14 protein-coding genes are annotated in these 18,248 nt (G+C 67.7%); 4 read left to right on the top strand and 10 right to left on the bottom strand.

Annotated features, from left to right (window positions below; genetic code table 11):
* Positions 1 to 18 precede the first annotated feature (18 nt).
* The 10 genes from AB4Z27_RS06525 to AB4Z27_RS06480 all read right to left on the bottom strand — a co-directional run bounded on the left by AB4Z27_RS06525 (position 19) and on the right by AB4Z27_RS06480 (position 14,512).
* Positions 19 to 3,558 (bottom strand): transglutaminase family protein, encoded by a 3,540-nt coding sequence (locus AB4Z27_RS06525; RefSeq protein ID WP_441644116.1) that lies wholly within the window; start codon positions 3,556 to 3,558, stop codon positions 19 to 21.
* 152 nt (positions 3,559 to 3,710) lie between these two features.
* On the bottom strand, positions 3,711 to 4,400 hold the full coding sequence (locus tag AB4Z27_RS06520; protein WP_369823465.1) for a tetratricopeptide repeat protein: 690 nt from the start codon (positions 4,398 to 4,400) through the stop codon (positions 3,711 to 3,713).
* Positions 4,401 to 4,796: 396 nt separating this feature from the next.
* Complete coding sequence (gene kdpE, locus AB4Z27_RS06515) at positions 4,797 to 5,492, bottom strand: two-component system response regulator KdpE (protein WP_092291206.1); 696 nt, start codon at positions 5,490 to 5,492, stop codon at positions 4,797 to 4,799.
* A gap of 5 nt (positions 5,493 to 5,497) precedes the next feature.
* Positions 5,498 to 8,383 (bottom strand): DUF4118 domain-containing protein, encoded by a 2,886-nt coding sequence (locus tag AB4Z27_RS06510; RefSeq protein WP_441644115.1) that lies wholly within the window; start codon positions 8,381 to 8,383, stop codon positions 5,498 to 5,500.
* Positions 8,384 to 8,450: 67 nt separating this feature from the next.
* A complete protein-coding gene (gene kdpC / locus AB4Z27_RS06505) occupies positions 8,451 to 9,086 on the bottom strand; it encodes a potassium-transporting ATPase subunit KdpC (RefSeq protein ID WP_441644114.1) in 636 nt (211 codons plus the stop codon).
* Between the two features lie 25 nt (positions 9,087 to 9,111).
* Positions 9,112 to 11,220 carry a potassium-transporting ATPase subunit KdpB gene (kdpB, locus tag AB4Z27_RS06500; protein WP_441644159.1) on the bottom strand — a complete coding sequence of 703 codons (2,109 nt, stop codon included), beginning with the start codon at positions 11,218 to 11,220 and terminating at the stop codon, positions 9,112 to 9,114.
* 86 nt (positions 11,221 to 11,306) lie between these two features.
* Complete coding sequence (kdpA, locus tag AB4Z27_RS06495; RefSeq protein ID WP_441644158.1) at positions 11,307 to 13,133, bottom strand: potassium-transporting ATPase subunit KdpA; 1,827 nt, start codon at positions 13,131 to 13,133, stop codon at positions 11,307 to 11,309.
* An 11-nt stretch (positions 13,134 to 13,144) separates the two neighbouring features.
* The gene (gene kdpF / locus AB4Z27_RS06490; RefSeq protein ID WP_092291198.1) at positions 13,145 to 13,234 is read right to left on the bottom strand and encodes a K(+)-transporting ATPase subunit F; all 90 of its coding nucleotides are present in this window, start codon (positions 13,232 to 13,234) and stop codon (positions 13,145 to 13,147) included.
* Positions 13,234 to 13,362 (bottom strand): hypothetical protein, encoded by a 129-nt coding sequence (locus tag AB4Z27_RS06485; protein WP_255370702.1) that lies wholly within the window; start codon positions 13,360 to 13,362, stop codon positions 13,234 to 13,236. The genes kdpF and AB4Z27_RS06485 overlap by 1 nt, the downstream gene beginning before the upstream one ends.
* A 178-nt stretch (positions 13,363 to 13,540) precedes the next feature.
* A complete protein-coding gene (locus AB4Z27_RS06480; protein ID WP_441644113.1) occupies positions 13,541 to 14,512 on the bottom strand; it encodes a magnesium and cobalt transport protein CorA in 972 nt (323 codons plus the stop codon).
* Between the two features lie 197 nt (positions 14,513 to 14,709).
* Here AB4Z27_RS06480 and minC point away from each other — a divergent pair, with 197 nt between their 5' ends.
* The 4 genes from minC to AB4Z27_RS06460 all read left to right on the top strand — a co-directional run bounded on the left by minC (position 14,710) and on the right by AB4Z27_RS06460 (position 18,228).
* Complete coding sequence (gene minC, locus AB4Z27_RS06475; protein WP_441644112.1) at positions 14,710 to 15,516, top strand: septum site-determining protein MinC; 807 nt, start codon at positions 14,710 to 14,712, stop codon at positions 15,514 to 15,516.
* Positions 15,517 to 15,588: 72 nt separating this feature from the next.
* Entirely contained in the window at positions 15,589 to 16,404 is an 816-nt protein-coding gene (minD, locus tag AB4Z27_RS06470; protein WP_092291192.1) for a septum site-determining protein MinD, read from the top strand.
* A gap of 15 nt (positions 16,405 to 16,419) precedes the next feature.
* Positions 16,420 to 16,674: a cell division topological specificity factor MinE gene (gene minE / locus AB4Z27_RS06465; RefSeq protein WP_011296252.1), complete on the top strand. Its 255-nt coding sequence runs from the start codon at positions 16,420 to 16,422 to the stop codon at positions 16,672 to 16,674.
* A 450-nt stretch (positions 16,675 to 17,124) separates the two neighbouring features.
* A complete protein-coding gene (locus AB4Z27_RS06460) occupies positions 17,125 to 18,228 on the top strand; it encodes a porin (RefSeq protein ID WP_092291190.1) in 1,104 nt (367 codons plus the stop codon).
* Positions 18,229 to 18,248 lie beyond the last annotated feature (20 nt).

Genomic DNA, 18,248 nt, shown 5'->3' with positions numbered 1-18,248 from the left:
CCGGGGGAGGGTGTCGGGCTAGATCTGCCGCAAATCGAGCGTAAAGGGAAATTCGAGGCTGCGTTCCACCGGCGGCGCCACGGACCGCCCCGGCGTATGGCCGATGGTGAAGAAACGGGCCAGCCGCCGGCTTTCGGCCTCGTAGGCGTTCACCGGGAATGTCTGGTAATTACGGCCGCCGGGGTGGGAAACATGATACTGACATCCCCCTACGCTGCGATCCATCCACGTATCCACCACGTCGAAGGTCAGCGGGGCATGGGAGCCGATGGTCGGATGCAGCGACGACGGCGGCGCCCAGGCGCGGTAGCGCACGCCTGCCACGTACTCGCCRGCGCGCCCGGTGGGCTGGAGCGGGATGGTCCGGCCGTTCACCGTCACCACATGGCGGGTCTCGTTCATGCCGAGCACGCGCACCTCCAGCCGCTCCACCGACGAATCGACATAGCGCACCGTGCCGCCCGCCGCGCCCTCCTCGCCCATCACGTGCCACGGCTCCAGCGCCGCGCGCAGTTGCAGCGAGAGCCCGGCCGCCTCGGCCTCCACCTCGCCCACGCGCGGGAAGCGGAACTCGAAGTGCGGCGCAAACCACGCGGACTCGAACACGAAGCCGGCGCTGCGCATCTCCGCCAGCACGTCCTCCAGATCCATCTGCACGAAGGTGCCGAGCATGAAGCGGTCGTGCAGCGCCGTGCCCCAGCGCGTGAGCCGCGCGGTATAGGGCGTGCGCCAGAAACGGGCGACCATCGCCCGCAGCAGCAGTTGCTGCACCAGGCTCATGCGTGCGTGCGGCGGCATTTCGAAGGCGCGCAGCTCCAGCAGGCCGAGACGGCCCGTGGCGCCATCGGGGGAATAGAGCTTGTCGATGCAGAACTCGGATCGATGCGTATTACCCGTCACATCGGCAAGCAGGTTGCGCAGTGCCCGGTCGATCAGCCATGGCGGGGTGTGGCCATCGCCGGCGCCTTCGTGCAGCGCCACCTGCCGACGCAGTTCCGCGAAGGCGATCTCCAGTTCGTAGAGCTGGTCGTTACGGGCCTCGTCCACGCGCGGCGCCTGGCTGGTCGGGCCGATGAACAGGCCCGAGAACAGGTAGGACAGCGCGGGATGGTTGTGCCAGTAGGCGATCAGGCTGGCCAGCACGTCAGGCCGGCGCAGGAAGGGGCTGTCCGCCGGCGTGGCACCGCCGAGCACGAAGTGGTTGCCGCCGCCGGTGCCGGTGTGGCGCCCATCGAGCATGAACTTGTCGGTGGAAAGGTGCGTCTCGTGCGCGGCCTGGTAGAGGAACTCGGTGTGATCCACCAGTTCCGCCCAGTTGCTGGCCGGATGGATGTTGACCTCGATCACGCCCGGGTCCGGGGTGACCTGGAGCAGCTTCAGGCGCGGATCGCGCGGCGGCGGGTAGCCTTCCATCACGATCTTCATGCCGAGYTCGGCCGCCGTGGCTTCCACCTCGGCCACCAGCGCGAGGTAGTCCTCGAGCACGGTCAGCGGCGGCATGAAGACATAGAGGATGCCGCGCTTGTCGCCCATCGCCTTCAACTCGACGGCCGGGCCGGCCGCGCGGCTGGGATGGCGCACTTCCACGCAGAGCGCGGTACGGATGATGTCCGCCGCCGACTCGCCAAGCGCGGGCGGGCGGGTGAAGGCCGGGGCCAGGCCCGCTGCGTCGGCCGTGGCGACCGGTGCGGGTGCTGGCTCCGCTGGTGTTGCGGGCCCGGACGGTGCCGGGGCGACGGCCTCGCCGCGCGCCTGGGCGCGCCGAACCGCCATGGCGGCCGGACCCAGCCCGGTCGGTTCGAGCGACAGCCCGCCGGCCGGCGCCGGCAACTGGCTGCGCAGCGGTGTAGTGGCCGGCAGCGGGGCGCGCGGGGCGAAGGGGTCCTGATCGAACTGCCACGGGTAGTCGGCCTCGGACACCCACGGCAGGGCGTCGAGCGGCAGCCGGTAACCCATCGGCGAATCGCCGGGCAGCAGATACATGCGGTCATCGCGCAGGAACCACGGGCCGGTAATCCATGCGGCGTCATTGCGCGACGGCGGCTCCTGCGTGGCGCGGGCCAGCGGCAGCACGTAGCCGGTGACGCGCGACAGGCCGCCTTCGAACACCCGGCGCAGGCGGGCGCGCTCCATGGCGTCTTCCAGCCGCGCCTCGTGCGGATCGACGTTGACCGGCAGGCTGCGCTCGCGCCACAGGTAGTACCAGACGTCCTCGTAGCCGGGCAGGATGAAATGCGAAGCCAGGCCGAGCCGGGCGGTCAGGGTTTCCATGAAGCGCCGGGCGTCGGCGTCGGTGTAGGCGTCCGGCTCGCGCTCATCGGCGAACAGCGCCGGGTTCTCCCAGCACGGCACGCCATCGGCACGCCAGCAGATCGACAGCGCCCAGCGCGGCAACTGCTCGCCCGGATACCACTTGCCCTGGCCGAAGTGCAGGAAGCCACCCTCGCCATATTGCGCGCGCAGCTTCTGCACCAGTTCGGTGGCCAGCCCGCGCTTGGTGGGGCCGAGCGCGTCGGTGTTCCATTCGGCGCCCTCGCGGTCGCGCGCAGCGACGAAGGTGGGCTCCCCGCCCATCGTCAGGCGCACGTCCATCTGCTCCAGCGTCCGGTCGACGGCTGCGCCGGCCGCATCGACGGCCATCCATTGCGCCTCGGTATAGGGCTTGGTCACGCGCGGGGACTCATAGATGCGCGTGATCGACATATGGTGTTCGAAGGAGACCTCGCACTCGTCCACCGCCCCGCTCACCGGCGAGGCGCCGCTGGGCTCCGGCGTGCAGGCTAGCGGGATGTGGCCCTCCCCGGCCAGCAGCCCGGAGGTGGGGTCCAGCCCGATCCAGCCGGCGCCGGGCAGGTAGACCTCGCACCAGGCATGGAGGTCGGTGAAATCGGTCTCGGCGCCTACCGGGCCATCGACGGCCTTCACGTCGGGCGTCAGCTGCAGCAGGTAACCCGATACGAAACGCGCCGCCAGCCCAAGATGGCGCAGCGTCTGCACCAATAGCCAGCCGGTGTCCCGGCACGAGCCGGAGGCGTTCTCCAGCGTGGTCTCAGGCGTCTGCACGCCCGGCTCCATGCGGATCAGGTAGCGGATGTCGTGCTGGAGGCGCTGGTTCAGGGCCACCAGGAAGTCCAGCGTGGCGGTGGGCGTCCGGTCGATGCTGGCCACGAAGGCCGCCAGGCGGGGGGTCAGCTCGCCGCGCACCAGATAGGGGGCGAGGTCGTGCCCGAGGCTGGCGTCGTAGTCGAACGGGAATGTCTCGGCCGATGGCTCCAGGAAGAAATCGAACGGGTTGTAGACGGCCATTTCCGCCACAAGGTCCACCGTGACCTTGAAGCTGGTGGTCTTCTCGGGGATGACCAGGCGGGCGAGGTAGTTGGAGAACGGGTCCTGCTGCCAGTTCACGAAGTGCTGCGCGGGCTCGATGCGCAGGGAATAGGACAGGATCGGGGTCCGGCAATGCGGCGCGGGGCGCAGCCGCACGACTTGCGGTGACAGATTCACCGGGCGGTCGTAGCGGTAATGCGTGACATGGTTCAGCGCAACGTGCGTAGCCACTACAACCTCCCAGGGGTGCGGTGAATCGTCAGTAATGCGTCAGTGAATCGTCCAGATGGGCATCGGCCGGATGGAATGCAGCAAGCAAGACTTGTACCGAGCCCTATCGGCAGACCGCGCCGTGGCCCCGACGAAGTGGCGCGCGCGGCGCTTCACATCGACCCGCCGCTCTTGGCGCGCAGGCCTTCCTCCAGCAGCGACCGCAGCTTGGCCAGCGCGCCGGGGTCCCCGCCTGCCGCCGCGCGGGCGTACCAGATCTTGGCCTGCTCGATGTCCTTGTCCACCACGCCGGGCTCGCCCCGCTCGTAATAGCTGCCGACGATGTACTGCGCGCCACCGTCGCCGGCTGTGGCCGCCCGGCTGTACCAGGTGAACGCCTTGCCGTAGTCGCGCGCCACGCCCCGCCCGGTGAAGTAGTTGGTGGCCAGCGCCATCTGCGCCTGCACATGCCCGCCCTGCGCCGCGCGCTCATACCAGCGATTGGCCTCCACGAGCGACTTCGGCACCAACTCGCCGCGCTCGTTCAGATCGCCCAATGTGAACTGCGCATGTGTCATCTGGTTGTCAGCCGCCTTGCGCAGCCAGACCAGCGCCTCCTGCGGCTTGGGCGACGTGCCCTCGCCACGCAACAGCATCATCGCGTAGTTGAACTGCGCCAGCCGGTTGCCCTTCTGCGCCGCCGCGGCAAACCCCTGCAGCGCGGCATCGAACTGCCCAGCCTCGTAAGCGGTCACCGCATCGCGCGTCTGCGCCTGCGCGGGCGCCGGCGGCTCGGTGGCGGCCCGCATCGGTGCGGCATGGGCCACGGACAGCACGCAGGCCAGAAATGCCATGCACGCCATGACAGCGGCTGCGGCCTGGCGAATCGGGACAAGGGAGGCAGACATGACGTGACTCCGGCGAGCAGGGGTCGGACGGAACGGGGCGCTACCAATTCAGTGTAGCGGACGACGCTTCGACCGGCTCGCCAGAATGCGAGTCGTCTTATGTACGTGGATTGGACGGCACAGAAGACTGGGGGACACCGCCTGCAGAGAATGGGGATGCAAACGAAAAAGGCTCCCGAAGGAGCCCTTTCTTCGCACTGCTAATCGGACTTCTTTGCTTTCAGCTATCAGCGCACTTGGGCGCAAACCTCTTGCGAGGCGGAGCTGACACGCGGCTTTCGCCGTTCCGTTCATATGCCAACGCCACGACGGTAGCCCGATCGGCGCCGGCTCGCAAGCCGGGCGTTGCGCTCACGCCGCGAAGCGGTAGCCGACGCCGACCTCGGTCAGCAGGTGGGCTGGCTGGGCGGGGTCGGATTCAAGTTTGTGGCGCAGGTGGCCCATGTACACGCGCAGGTAGTGGCTGCTCTCGGCGTGCGACGGGCCCCAGACCTCGCGCAGCAGTTCGCGGTGGGTCATCACCTTGCCGCGGTGGGCAATCAGCACCGCCAGCAGCCGGTATTCGATGGGGGTCAGGTGCACGGGCGCCTCGGCGCGCGTGACGAGGCGGTTGGCCAGGTCCACCTGCACGTCGCCGAAGGCGATGGTCGGCGTGCCCTGCGGATTGGCGCGCGCGTGGCGGCGCAGCAGCACGCGCACACGCGCCACCAGTTCGCCCACGCCGAAGGGCTTGGTCAGGTAGTCGTCCGCGCCCGCGTCGAGCGCGGCGATCTTGTCGGCCTCCTCGGTACGCGCGGATAGCACCAGCACCGGCACCTGCGTCCATGTACGCATCTCGCGGATCAGCGTCATGCCGTCGCCGTCGGGCAGGCCGAGATCGAGGATCACCACGTCTGGCTGGCGCGTGCCGGCGTCGATCAGCCCGCGCTTGAGCGTCTCCGCCTCGTGCACGGTGCAGCCCTCGGCCTGCAGCGATTCCCGCACGAAGCGCCGGATATGGGGCTCGTCCTCCACCAGCAGGACGGTCGGCGAATAGTCGAATGGCATCTCGTTCAGGGTTCCGTCCTGGCGACCTGGTTCAGGTCGCTCAGATCATTGAGGTCGTTGAGGTCATGCAGGGTTTCCGGCTCGATGTCCGGCGGATTGCCGCGCGGCAGCGCGAGCGTGAAGCGCGCGCCATGCGGCGCCGCGCCGTGCACCGGCTCCACCCAGATGCGGCCGTCGTGCGCCTGCAGGATGGCGTCGCACACCGCCAGGCCCAGCCCCACGCCTGCCGTGGCGGACTCGTGCGCGCCGCGCGTGAATTTCTCGAAGATGCGGCGCTCCTGCCCAACCGGCACGCCGGGGCCGTCGTCCTCGACGAACACCTGCACCATCTCGCCGGCCACGGCGCCGCCGATGCGCACCGTCGTGCCCGGCGGCGTGTACTTGGCAGCGTTCTCCAGCAAGTTGCAGAGCACGCGCTCCACCAGCACGGCGTCGCACTCGACCAGCGGCAGCGCCGCCAGCCCCGACACCTGCACCGGGTGCCCCGCCAGCGCCTCGCGCATCGCCGCCAGCGCCGCGCCCACCAGTTCTTCCATCGACTGCCAGCCGCGCGTCAGCGACACGTCGTGCCGCTGCAGCCGCGCCATGTCGAGCAGATTCACCACCATCGTCCGCATGCGGTGGGCCTGGACGCGCATGGCGTCCACGGTGGCCGCCACATCGGCCGGCAGCGGCGCCCGCGCGAGCGACTCGGCCATGCCGATCAGCCCGGTCAGCGGSGTGCGCAGGTCGTGCGACACCGCYGCCAGCAGCGAACTGCGCAGCTGCTCGGATTCGATCGACACCAGCGCCTGCTGCGCCACCTCCACATAGTGCAGCCGCTCGATGGCGATGGCGATCAGCGTGGCGAACACATCGGCCTGGCGGCGCAGCGCGGGGTCGGCCAGCGCGCCCCAATCGTGCGGCTCCACGGCCAGCACGCCGCGCGTCTGCATCGGCGCCTTCAGCGGCAGGTACAGCACGGTGCTGCCCGGCAGCGTGTGGGTGCCGGTGCCGGCCGCTTCGCCATGGTCGAACACCCACTGGGCCAGCACGGTGTCGATGGCTTCGCCCTTGGTGGTCCGACCTTCTTTCGGACTTGTCTCATTGGGATCCGCCACCGGAAGCAGCCGGCCCGATGCGGAGACGAGGAAGAACGACGCGTGGGCGTCGAACGCGGCACGCAGGAAGCGTCCGCCAATCTCGACGATCTGCTGCGTGGTCAGCGCCGCCGACAGCTCGCGCGCCAGTTCGTAGAGCGTGCGCGCGTCGGTCTCGCGCCGCACCGCCACGCTCGCCTGCTCGCGCAGGCCGGCAGTGAGCTGGCCGATGACCAATCCCACCGTCAGCAGCACGACGAAGGTCAGCAAATACTGCACGTCGCTGACGGCGAACGAGAGCCGGGGCGGCACGAAGAAGAAATCGAACGCCCCTACCGACAGCACCGACGCCAGCGCCGCCGGCCCCCGCCCATGGCGCAGCGCCACGCCCACCACGGCGGCCAGGAACAGCATGGCGATGTTGACGATGTCGAACCAGGGCCGGGCGAATGTGGACAACAGCGTAGCCCCGGCGCACCAGGCCACCGACCAGACATAGTCGAGGCGGCGCGTACCCGATTCGGCGACGTTTTCCTCGGACATCGCCCCTGCCGGCAGGCCCTGCGTGGCCGGCAGCGGCGCCGCGCGSGTGGTGTCGGCCGCCACGCGGATCACGTCGATTTCAGGGCAGCCGGCCGCCAGCGCATCGGCGAAGGTCTGGCGGCCGATCAACCGGTTGCCGGCGCCCAGCACCGGCGACAACGCGCGCCCCAGCAGCATGCGGCCCTGTTCGAGCCATCCGCCTTCATGCTGCCAGTCGGTGCGCGCGCGGCCCACCAGCACCTTGGTGAGATTGTGGCGGCGCACGTAGCCGGTGACCGCGCGCACCATATCGTGTCCGGCCAGCGTCTCGGTGCGGGCGCCCAGTTCCTCGGCCAGCCGCATTGCCGCGCGCACGCGGGTGCGCACCTCGGTGGACAGCGGCACCAGCCGGGGCGTGGCAATCGTCACCACGTGCCAGTCGCAGTCGAGCTGGCTGGCCAGCCGGCGCGCGCTGCGCACCACCTGCTCGGCGTCGTCGCCGGTGCCGATACAGGCCACCAGCGCCTCGCGCGTGCGCCAGACCGGTTCGATCGACTGGGCGTCGCGATAGGCGCGCACGTCGTCATCGACACGATCCGCCGTGCGCCGCAGCGCCAGCTCGCGTAGCGCGATCAGGTTGCCCTTGCGGAAGAAATTGCGCGCGGCGTGGCGGGCCTGCTCGGGCAGGTAGACCTTGCCCTCGCGCAGCCGGCGCAGCAGTTCGTCGGCGGGCAAGTCCACCAGCACGACGTCATCGGCGTCATCGAACACGGCATCGGGCACGGTCTCCCAGACCCGCACGCCCGTGATGCCGCCCACGGCCTGGTTCAGGCTCTCCAGATGCTGCACGTTGACCGTGGTCCAGACGTCGATGCCGGCGGCCAGCAGTTCGGCGATGTCCTGCCAGCGCTTGGGATGCCGGCTGCCGGCGGCGTTGGTGTGGGCCAGTTCGTCCACCAGCACCAGCGCGGGATGGCGCGCGAGCACGCCATCGAGATCGAATTCCTTGAGGATGCGGTCGCGGTAGGGCATCTCGCGCAGCGGCACGCTGTCCAGCCCGGCGACCAGCGCCTCGGTTTCGGCGCGGCCGTGGGTCTCCACGACGCCCACCACCACATCCACCCCCTGCGTGCGCAGCGCGCGGGCGGCGGTGAGCATCGCRAAYGTCTTGCCCACGCCGGCCGAGGCGCCGAAGTAGACCCGCAGCTTGCCGCGCCCGGCGCGCGCGCCCTCCTYCTGCATGCGTTGCAGCAGGGCGTCGGGGTCCGGGCGGTTGTCGGCGAGGGTCATGGTAGAGGGGGCGGTGGGACGGATTCTGCCACGGGGCCGGCGGCCGTGGGCTGGCGCATCCATTCCATCAGGCGCCCCGCTTCACCCCATCCAGCGCAAGGTTCAGCTTCAGCACATTCACCCCGGGCTCGCCGAACACGGCCAGCCCCGGGCCTTCCGTGTTCGCCGAGATCAGGGCCTCCACCTGCGCCACCGACAGCCCGCGCAGACGCGCCACGCGCGCCGCCTGGTAGCGGGCCGCCGCCGGGCTGATGTGCGGATCGAGGCCGCTGCCCGAGGCCGTCACCAGATCCACCGGCACCGGCGCCTTGTTGTCGGGGTCGGCGGCCTGCAGCGCCTCGATGCGCGCCCGCGCCGCGTCCGTCAGCGCCGGGTTGCTCGGCCCGAGGTTCGAGCCCACCGACGCCGCCGCGTTGTACGGCATCGGCGCCGTGGCCGACAGGCGGCCCCAGAAGTACTTCGGCTCGGAGAACGGCTGGCCGATCAGCGCCGAGCCGACCACCTTCCCATCCTTCTCGATCAGCGAGCCGGCGGCCTCGTGCGGGAACACCGCGCGGGCGATGCCGGTCACCGCGCCGGGATACAGCAGCCCGGTCACCACCGCCAGGCCGACGAAGATCGTCAGCGCCGGCCGAAGCAGCCCCGGCTGGCGCGGTACGTTGTTTGCGGCGGCGCCCATGGSGGCCTTGGTTTGCGTAGTCATGCGTATTTCTCCTAGACGACTCGGCTCAGACCCAGCCGAACATCGTCAGCAACAGATCGATCAGCTTGATCCCCGCGAACGGCACGATGATGCCGCCCAGCCCGTAGATCAGCAGGTTCCGGCGCAGCAGCACGGCCGCCCCGAGCGGGCGGTAGACCACGCCGCGCAGTGCCAGCGGAATCAGGGCGACGATGATCAGCGCGTTGAAGATCACCGCCGACAGGATCGCGGACGCCGGCGTGGCCAGCCCCATCACGTTCAGCAGGTTGAGCTGCGGATASGTGGTGGCGAAGGCGGCCGGAATGATCGCGAAGTACTTGGCCACGTCGTTGGCCACGCTGAACGTGGTCAGCGAGCCGCGCGTCATCAGCATCTGCTTGCCGATCTCGACGATCTCGATCAGCTTGGTCGGATTGCTGTCCAGGTCGACCATGTTGCCGGCCTCGCGCGCYGCCTGCGTGCCGCTGTTCATGGCCACGGCCACGTCGGCCTGGGCCAGCGCCGGGGCGTCGTTGGTGCCGTCGCCGGTCATGGCGACGAGGCGGCCCTCGCGCTGGTACTCGCGGATCAGCGCCAGCTTGGCTTCGGGGGTGGCTTCGGCCAGGAAGTCGTCCACGCCGGCTTCCGCCGCGATCGACGCCGCCGTGAGGCGGTTATCGCCGGTGATCATCACCGTGCGGATGCCCATCCGGCGCAGTTCGCCAAAGCGCTCGCGGATACCGGTCTTGACGATGTCCTTGAGTTCGACCACGCCGAGCACGCGCACGCTGTCCTCGGTGCCTTCGGMGATCGCCTCCGCCACYACCAGCGGCGTGCTGCCGGCGCGCGCCACATCGTCCACGGCCTGCATCASGGCATCGGGGAACTTGCCGGCGCGGTCGGCCACGTAGCGGCGTACCGCATCGGCGGCGCCCTTGCGCACGCTGCGCACCCGCGCGCCGTGGGTGACGTCCACACCACTCATGCGGGTCTGGGCGGTGAAGGGAACGAACACGGGGGCGTCCAGGCCCTTGCCGCCCATTTCGGGGACGGTGGCGTCGGGCTGCTGGCGGGCCAGCGCCACGATGCTGCGGCCTTCCGGCGTCTCATCGGCCAGCGACGACAGCCACGCRGCCTCAGCCARCTGGCGCGGGGTCACGCCCGGTGCGCAGATAAAGCGCGCRGCCTGGCGGTTGCCGTGCGTGATCGTGCCGGTCTTGTCGAGCARCAGCACGTCCACATCGCCAGCAGCTTCCACGGCCCGGCCGGACGTGGCGATCACATTCGCCTCCATCATCCGGCTCATGCCGGCCACGCCGATGGCGGACAGCAGGCCGCCAATGGTGGTCGGGATCAGGCACACCAGCAGGGCCACCAGCACCGTCACCGAGACCGGCACGCCGGCCTTGGCCACCATCACGCTATATAGAGAGAACGGTTGCAGCGTGGCCGTGGCCAGCAGCAGGACCAGCGTCAGGCCCACYAGCAGGATGGTCAGCGCCAGCTCGTTGGGGGTCTTCTGGCGCTTGGCGCCTTCGACCATGCCGATCATGCGATCGATAAAGCTCTCGCCGGGGTTGGCGGTGATGCGCACCACGATCCAGTCGGACAGCACGCGCGTGCCGCCCGTGACCGACGAGAAATCGCCGCCGGACTCGCGGATCACCGGTGCGGACTCGCCCGTGATGGCGGACTCGTCGACCGAGGCCACGCCTTCGATCACGTCGCCGTCGCCGGGGATCATGTCGCCGGCCTGGACCAGCACCACGTCACCGCGACGCAGGTCCGTGGCGATGCGCGCCTCGGTGGCGCCGTCGGCCCGGATGTTGGTCCGGCCCGGGCGCAGCACGCGTGCCGTCACCGTGGTCTTCAGCCCCCGCAGCGCGGCAGCCTGCTGCTTGCTGCGGCCTTCGGCCATGGCTTCGGCGAAGTTGGCGAACAGCACCGTGAACCACAGCCAGATCGAGATGGCCAGGATGAAGCCGGCCGATTCCCCACCCTGCACGGGGCTGAACAGGGCGCGCAGGAACAGGATCGACGTGAGCACGCTGCCCGCGTAGACCACGAACATCACCGGATTGCGCAACTGGGCGCGCGGCGACAGTTTCCTGAAGGCGTCGACGATGGCCGGCTTGACCAGCTCGGGCGCGAACATGCCGCCCCGGGCCGGAACCTGACGCGGGGTACGCGCCACCGAAGTGCGCGTCACCGTAGTGTCTTGCTGCATACGATTCTCCACGATTACCGGGCCACCGCCTGAGTGGCGGCCGGGATGTGCTGCAACTGCTCGGCCACCGGGCCCAGCGCCAGCGCCGGCACATAGGTCAGCGCGCCTACCAGCAGGACCGAGCCCACCAGCAGCACCACGAACAGCGGGCCGTGCGTCGGCATGGTGCCGGCGGTAGGCGGGGTGCGGCGCTTGGCGGCCAGCGAGCCGGCCATCGCCAGTACCGGCACGATGATCCAGAAGCGGCCGAACCACATTGCCGCGGCGAGCAGCCCGTTATAGAACGGCGTGTTGGCGGAGAGGCCCGCGAACGCGCTGCCGTTGTTGTTCGCCGCCGACGAGAGGGCATAGAGGATTTCCGAGAAACCGTGCGTGCCGGGGTTGAACACCCCCGCGCGGCCGGCCTCGGTCATGACCGCGATGCCCGTACCCACGAGCACCAGCAGTGGCGTGACGAGGATCGCCACGGCGGTCATCTTCATCTCGTAGGCTTCGATCTTCTTGCCGAGGTATTCCGGCGTGCGGCCAATCATCAGCCCGGCGATGAACACCGCCAGCACCGCGTAGACCAGCATGCCGTACAGGCCCGAACCCACGCCGCCGAASACCACTTCACCCAGCTGCATCAGCAGCATCGGCACCAGCCCGCCGATGGCCGTGAACGAGTCGTGCATGCCGTTCACCGCGCCGCACGACGCCGCCGTGGTGATCGTCGCGAACAGGGAGGTCGCCGAGATGCCGAATCGCACTTCCTTGCCTTCCATGTTGCCGCCGGCCTGGAGCGCAGAGGCCACGTGGTCGATACCCAGCGACGTCAGCGCCGCGTTGACCTGCTGCTCGGAMACCACGGCGGCAATCGCCATGACCACGAAGATCACGGTCATCGACGCCAGCACCGCCACGCCCTGCCGGCGGTCACGCACCATCTCGCCGAAGGCGAAGCACAGCGCCGCCGGGATCAGGAAGATGGCTAGCATTTCCACGAAATTCGTGAACGGCGTGGGGTTCTCGTAGGGATGCGCCGAGTTGGCATTGAAGAAGCCGCCACCGTTGGTGCCGAGCATCTTGATGGCTTCCTGCGAGGCCACCGGACCCATCGCCAAGGACTGCGTGCGGGTCTTGACGGTCTCCGTCACGGGCTGGCCGGCGGTGTCGAGCACGGGCTGGCCGGCCGCATCCACCTTGGGCTGGGTGTAGGTGAGTTCCGAGACCAGCGCTGCATCCTGGTAGCGGTCGAAGTTCTGGATCACGCCCTGGCTGACCAGCAGCAGCGCGGTAATCAAGGACAGCGGCAGCAGCACATAGAGCGTGGTGCGCACCAGATCGACCCAGAAATTGCCGAGCGTGGCGGCGCCGTGGCGCGCGAAGCCGCGGATCAGCGCAAACACCACCGCAATGCCAGTGGCCGCCGAGACGAAGTTCTGCATCGTCAGCGCCAGCATCTGCGTGAGGTAGCTCATCGTCGATTCACCGGCGTAGCCCTGCCAGTTGGTATTGCTGACGAAGCTGATGGCGGTGTTGAACGAGGAGTCGGGCGAGATCGCGCCGAACGCCTGCGGGTTCAGCGGCAGCATGCCCTGCAGGCGCTGGATCGCATAGACGAAGACCACGCCGAGCACGTTGAAGACGAGGACGGCGATGGCGTACTGCTTCCAGCCCATCTCCGCGTCCGCGCGCACGCCGGCCAGACGGTAGAGCGCGCGCTCAAGAGGGCGGCCCCAGGCGGTCAGGCGATAGTCGCCCTCCTCCAGCGCGCGGCGCATGTAGCGGCCGAGGAACGGCGCCATCGCGAACAGGATCGCGAGGTACAGGACCAGCAGCCCGATGAATTGTGTGGACAACGGCGTGGACATCAGAATTTCTCCGGCCGGAACAGGGCAAAAAGCAGGTAGAGGAAGATCGCGGCGGCCAGGGCCCCGCTCAGGATGTCGGTCCAGTCCATCARCGCCCCCGCTCGTCGTCCGTCTGCCGCGCAGACGGCGGGTTGGCGCCCAGCGCGGCGCACAGTGCCAGCAGCGCGCCRGTCAGCGCGCCGAAGGCCAGCAACACGAGGAAATAGATCCCGTCCATACAAACCCCAAATAGGAAAAACGTGAAGGATTCACGTTGACTTCACGTTCTGGAGATTAGGGACGGCGGGGTAAAAACGGGGTAGAGAGGGGGAGGGGTGGTGTAAAGAAGATATAAAAACGGCGCCAACGCCAGGCGTGGCGCCGTTTTCCAGCCATGGCGGCTRAGTCGGACTGGGCTAGATCCAGCCCGCCCGGTGCAACTTGCGCCAGAGCCAGGTGCAGGCCGTGGCGGTCACGCCGATGACCACCGGATAGGCGTAATGGAGCTTCAGCTCTGGCATAAAGCTGAAATTCATGCCGTAGAGGCTGAAGATCACGGTCGGCACGGCGAGGATGGCGCCCCAGCCGGCCAGCCGCTTGACCACCTCGTTCTGGCCCACCGTGACCAGCGCCAGGTTGACCTGGACCGCCGTGGTCAGCATCTCGCGCACCACGTCCAGCGTGCGGACGATGCGGCTGGCGTGGTCCTCGATGTCGCGGAAATAGGCGCGCAGCTCCTTCGGCACCAGTTCCTCGTGCAGCCGGATMAGCTGGCTGCAGATGTCCTCCACCGGATAGACCGCGTTGCGCAGCCGCAGCACCTGGTGCTTGACCTGGTACAGCCGTTCGATGGCGGCACGATCGAATTCATCGCGGAAAATGTCCTGCTCTAGCGTYTCGAAGYTGTCCTCGAGCCGGTTGACGATGGGCAGGTAGTGGTCCACCACGAAGTCCATCAGCGCATAGAGCACATAGCCGGGGCCGTTGGCCAGCCCCTGCGGGTCGCTCTCGCAGCGCTCGCGCACGGGGGCGTAGGTGGAACTGGCGCCGTGCCGYACCGAAACCACGTAGTTCGGGCCGACGAACAGGTGCGTCTCTCCCACCACCACCTCCTCCCCGACCAGTTGCGCGGTATTGAGCACCACGAAGACCGAATCGCCGTAGGTTTCCAGCTTGGGCCGCTGGTGGGCGTCCAGGGCGTCCTCCACGGCGAGGTCGTGCAGCCCGAACGCCTGCTGGACCTTGCGCAGCAACGCCAGGTCCGGTTCGTGCAGGCCCAGCCAGACAAAGGTGCCGGGCTCGGACAGTACGCCGGCGAGGGCGTCGAATTCGACCGGACCCAGCTTCTTGCCTTGACGATAGGCCGCGCAATTGACGATGGCGCCCATGGGAACTCCGTTGTCGAGATGCGCAATCGTAACAAGAGCGTCACCCTTCTGCGAGCGTAAGCGGCATCGCCCGGCACTTTAGGCGCGCGATCCGGCCGGGAAGCCCCGCATCGGGCACGTTCGGCGCCGGGTTCGAGAATTGTTACAGTTCGCCGGAGAACCGACGTTAGAATGTGGCATTTCCACGGTCACCGACTATGTCTCAGAAGAAATCGCCACGCTTCGAGCTGCGCAGTGGCAACGTCGACGCCCTCCTTCTCGCCCTCAAGACCGCCGACATCGAGGCGCTGCGGGATGATCTCCTCTCCCGCTTCGAATCGACCCCCGATTTCTTCTCCAATGACGTGGTGGCGCTGGACCTGCGCCGCCTGGAAGGCGACGACCGCCTGGCGCTGGACCGCGTGATCGACACGCTGGCCACCCTGCGGGCCCGGGCCATCGGCGTGGTGGCGCGCGACGACCAGCGCGCCTGGGCCGAAGCCTTCGGCCTGCCGCTGCTGGAGAGCCAGAGCCGCCGTGGCGGCCGGGACGAAGCGGCGACGGCTGCCGCCCCAGGCGCCCCCAAGGCCGCCGAAACCCCTGAATCCCCCGCCGCCGAAGCCGCGCCAGTCAACAACACGGCCTCGGATATCGCCGAGATCATGGCCGCTGCCGCCGCCCCGCGCGCGGTGCCGACCCTGCTGATCGACAAGCCGCTGCGCTCCGGCCAGCAGATCTACGCGCAGGGCGACGTGGTGATCCTGGACCTGGTCAGCTACGGCGCCGAGGTCATCGCCGAAGGCAACATCCATATCTATGCCCCGCTGCGCGGACGCGCGCTGGCGGGTGTCAAGGGCAACCCGGACGCGCGCATCTTCTGCACGTGCCTGGAGCCCGAGCTGATTTCCATCGCCGGCATCTATCGGACSGCCGAGCAGACGCTCCCGGCCGATGTGCTCGGCAAGTCGGCCCAGGTGCGCCTGGCTGACGAAAAGTTGATTCTCGAACCGCTGCGGATGAAATAACCGCGCTAACCCATCGGTACGGCCGGCCCGCCCGGTACGAAATACCCTGCACCCATACTGGACCATAGAGCCATGGCAAAAATCATCGTTGTGACCTCCGGCAAGGGAGGCGTTGGCAAGACCACCACCAGCGCGAGCTTCGCCGCCGGCCTGGCCCTGCGGGGCCACAAGACGGCCGTGATCGACTTCGACGTCGGCCTGCGCAACCTCGACCTGATCATGGGTTGCGAGCGCCGCGTGGTGTATGACCTGATCAACGTGGTCCAGGGCGAAGCCAACCTGAACCAGGCGCTGATCAAGGACAAGAAGTGCGAGAACCTGTTCATCCTGCCGGCGTCGCAGACGCGGGACAAGGACGCGCTGACCCGCGACGGCGTGGAAAAGGTCATCAACGGCCTGGTGGGCATGGGCTTCGAGTTCATCGTCTGCGACTCCCCGGCGGGCATCGAGTCCGGTGCGCTGATGGCGATGTACTTCGCCGACGAGGCGCTCGTCGTGACCAACCCGGAAGTCTCGTCCGTGCGCGACTCGGACCGCATCCTCGGCATCCTGGCCTCGAAGACCAAGCGTGCCAGCGAGGGCGGCGAGCCGATCAAGGAGCACCTGCTGATCACGCGCTACAACCCGAAGCGCGTGCATGGCGGCGAAATGCTGTCGCTGACCGACATCCAGGAAATCCTGCGCATCAAGCTGATTGGCGTGGTACCGGAATCGGAAGCCGTGCTGCACGCGTCCAACCAGGGCACGCCCGCCATCCACCTGGAAGGCAGCGATGTGGCCGACGCCTATGGCGACGTGGTGGACCGCTTCCTGGGCAAGGACAAGCCGATGCGTTTCACCGACTACCAGAAGCCGGGCCTGCTCTCGCGCATCTTCGGTAACAAGTAAGGAGGACTCATCCCTATGTCGATCCTGTCCTTCCTGCTGGGGGAGAAGAAGAAGTCAGCGTCGGTCGCCAAAGAGCGGCTGCAGATCATCCTCGCCCATGAGCGCACCGGCCATTCCGCGCCGGCCGATTACCTGCCGGCCCTCCAGCGCGAGCTGGTGGCCGTGATTTCCAAGTACGTGAAGATCAGCGACCAGGACCTGCGCGTCAGCCTGGAGCGCCAGGACAACCTCGAAGTGCTCGAGGTGAAAATCGAAATCCCGCAAAACTGATTGCCCTTCGGCATTTTCGGTATTCGTTTTTCGGTTTTCGAATTAATTCGAGTTTCCCGGTCCTGAACGGCGCGCGGATACCTTTCCGTGCGCCGTTATCCCATTAACTAAGGGATAACCCGCCCCTCGCAAGGAGGGGTTTTTGCATTGCAGCAACCATCCACGTGGTGGCTGCAATCGCGCCTGCACAGCCGCCCCACCGCTCGCCTCCCACGTCCATGCACTGCCATGGCGCACGCTGCAATGCACCATTATCACGAGGGTGTGACATTGTGTAGCGACAAACCAACGGAATTGCACCAAATGTCTCTCTAGAGTGCCGGTTCACGCTGCTTTTATGTCCGAAAGTTCCGTGTTTTGTTAAATTTTCGCGGCGTTTACTGCAAACGTAAACCTTTGTGCCGGCCGTGATCCGGTTACGGCACAACCACAAGACAGAAAAGGAGCACCATGAAGAAATCGCTACTCACCCTCGCCATTGGCAGCCTGCTGGCCGGCAGCGCCTACGCACAGACGTCGGTGACGCTGTACGGTATCGTTGACCAGAGCATTCGCTTCCAGACCAACGCCGACGCCGGCAACCACAGCCAGACGCAGCTGACCAACGGCGCGATCACCAACAGCCGTTGGGGCATCAAGGGCAGCGAAGCACTGGGCAACAACCTGAAGGCCATCTTTCAGCTGGAAAACGGCTTCGATCCGGATACGGGTCGTTCCAACCAGGTCAGCACCGCCAATCCGAGTGGCCGTATGTTCGGTCGTCAGGCCTACGTGGGCCTGGCCGGTGACTTCGGCGCAGTCAAGCTGGGCCGCCAGTACACCGAAGGGTTTAATTTGTTCGGCGACTTCGACCCGCTGACCATCGGTAACTACGACAACAACGCCTGGCCGTTCTTCCTGACCCAGATCCGTACCGACAACGTGGTGAGCTACTCGGGCGCGTTCGCGGGCCTGAACGTGGGCGCCAGCTACGGCTTCGGTGAGACCGCCGGCAGCATGACGCGCAACCAGTACTGGGGCACCCGTGCCTCGTACGACATCGGGCCGTTCGGCATCGGCGCCGTGTACCAGGAATTCCGCAACGCCAGCAGCGAGCGCCAGCAGATGTGGGGCCTGGCTGGTAAGTACACCATCGGCGCAGCCAAGCTGTTCCTCGGTTACGTCGGTGGCCGTGACGCCACCGGTACGATCGACAATGGCTTCCTGAACCGCTCGGCCGCCACGACCACGGTTGCCGCCCAGAACGCCATCGCCGCCGGCGCCGCCAACACGCCGCGCAAGGACATGATCGGCTACGTCGGCATGACCTACCAGGTCAGCCCGGCCCTGGCCGTGACCGGCGTGTTCTACGGCGACCACGTGAAGGACAAGAACGGCGTGGAAAGCAGCGGCAACCGCTACACCGGCGTGCTGCTGGCCGAGTACTCGCTGTCCAAGCGTACCCAGGTGTACGGCACCGTCGACTACAACAAGGTCACGGGCGCTGTGCAGGCCGAAATGCCTGGCAAGAACAACCAGACGGGCGTGGCCGCAGGTATCCGCCACATCTTCTGATTGTTGGTCTGACCGCATCG

Source organism: Cupriavidus sp. KB_39 (genome assembly GCF_052114485.1).
Taxonomy (GTDB): Bacteria; Pseudomonadota; Gammaproteobacteria; order Burkholderiales; family Burkholderiaceae; genus Cupriavidus.
Note: the sequence above shows the minus strand (reverse complement) of the source record. Positions and strands in the feature narration are given on the sequence as shown.

Excerpts from the sequence above, each read along its gene's own strand:
- AB4Z27_RS06520 (WP_369823465.1), bottom strand. The coding sequence starts at position 4,400 with ATGGCGTGCATGGCATTTCTGGCCTGCGTGCTGTCCGTGGCCCATGCC.
- kdpE (WP_092291206.1), bottom strand. The coding sequence starts at position 5,492 with ATGCCATTCGACTATTCGCCGACCGTCCTGCTGGTGGAGGACGAGCCC.
- kdpF (WP_092291198.1), bottom strand. The coding sequence starts at position 13,234 with ATGGACTGGACCGACATCCTGAGCGGGGCCCTGGCCGCCGCGATCTTC.
- minD (WP_092291192.1), top strand. The coding sequence starts at position 15,589 with ATGGCAAAAATCATCGTTGTGACCTCCGGCAAGGGAGGCGTTGGCAAG.
- minE (WP_011296252.1), top strand. The coding sequence starts at position 16,420 with ATGTCGATCCTGTCCTTCCTGCTGGGGGAGAAGAAGAAGTCAGCGTCG.
- AB4Z27_RS06460 (WP_092291190.1), top strand. The coding sequence starts at position 17,125 with ATGAAGAAATCGCTACTCACCCTCGCCATTGGCAGCCTGCTGGCCGGC.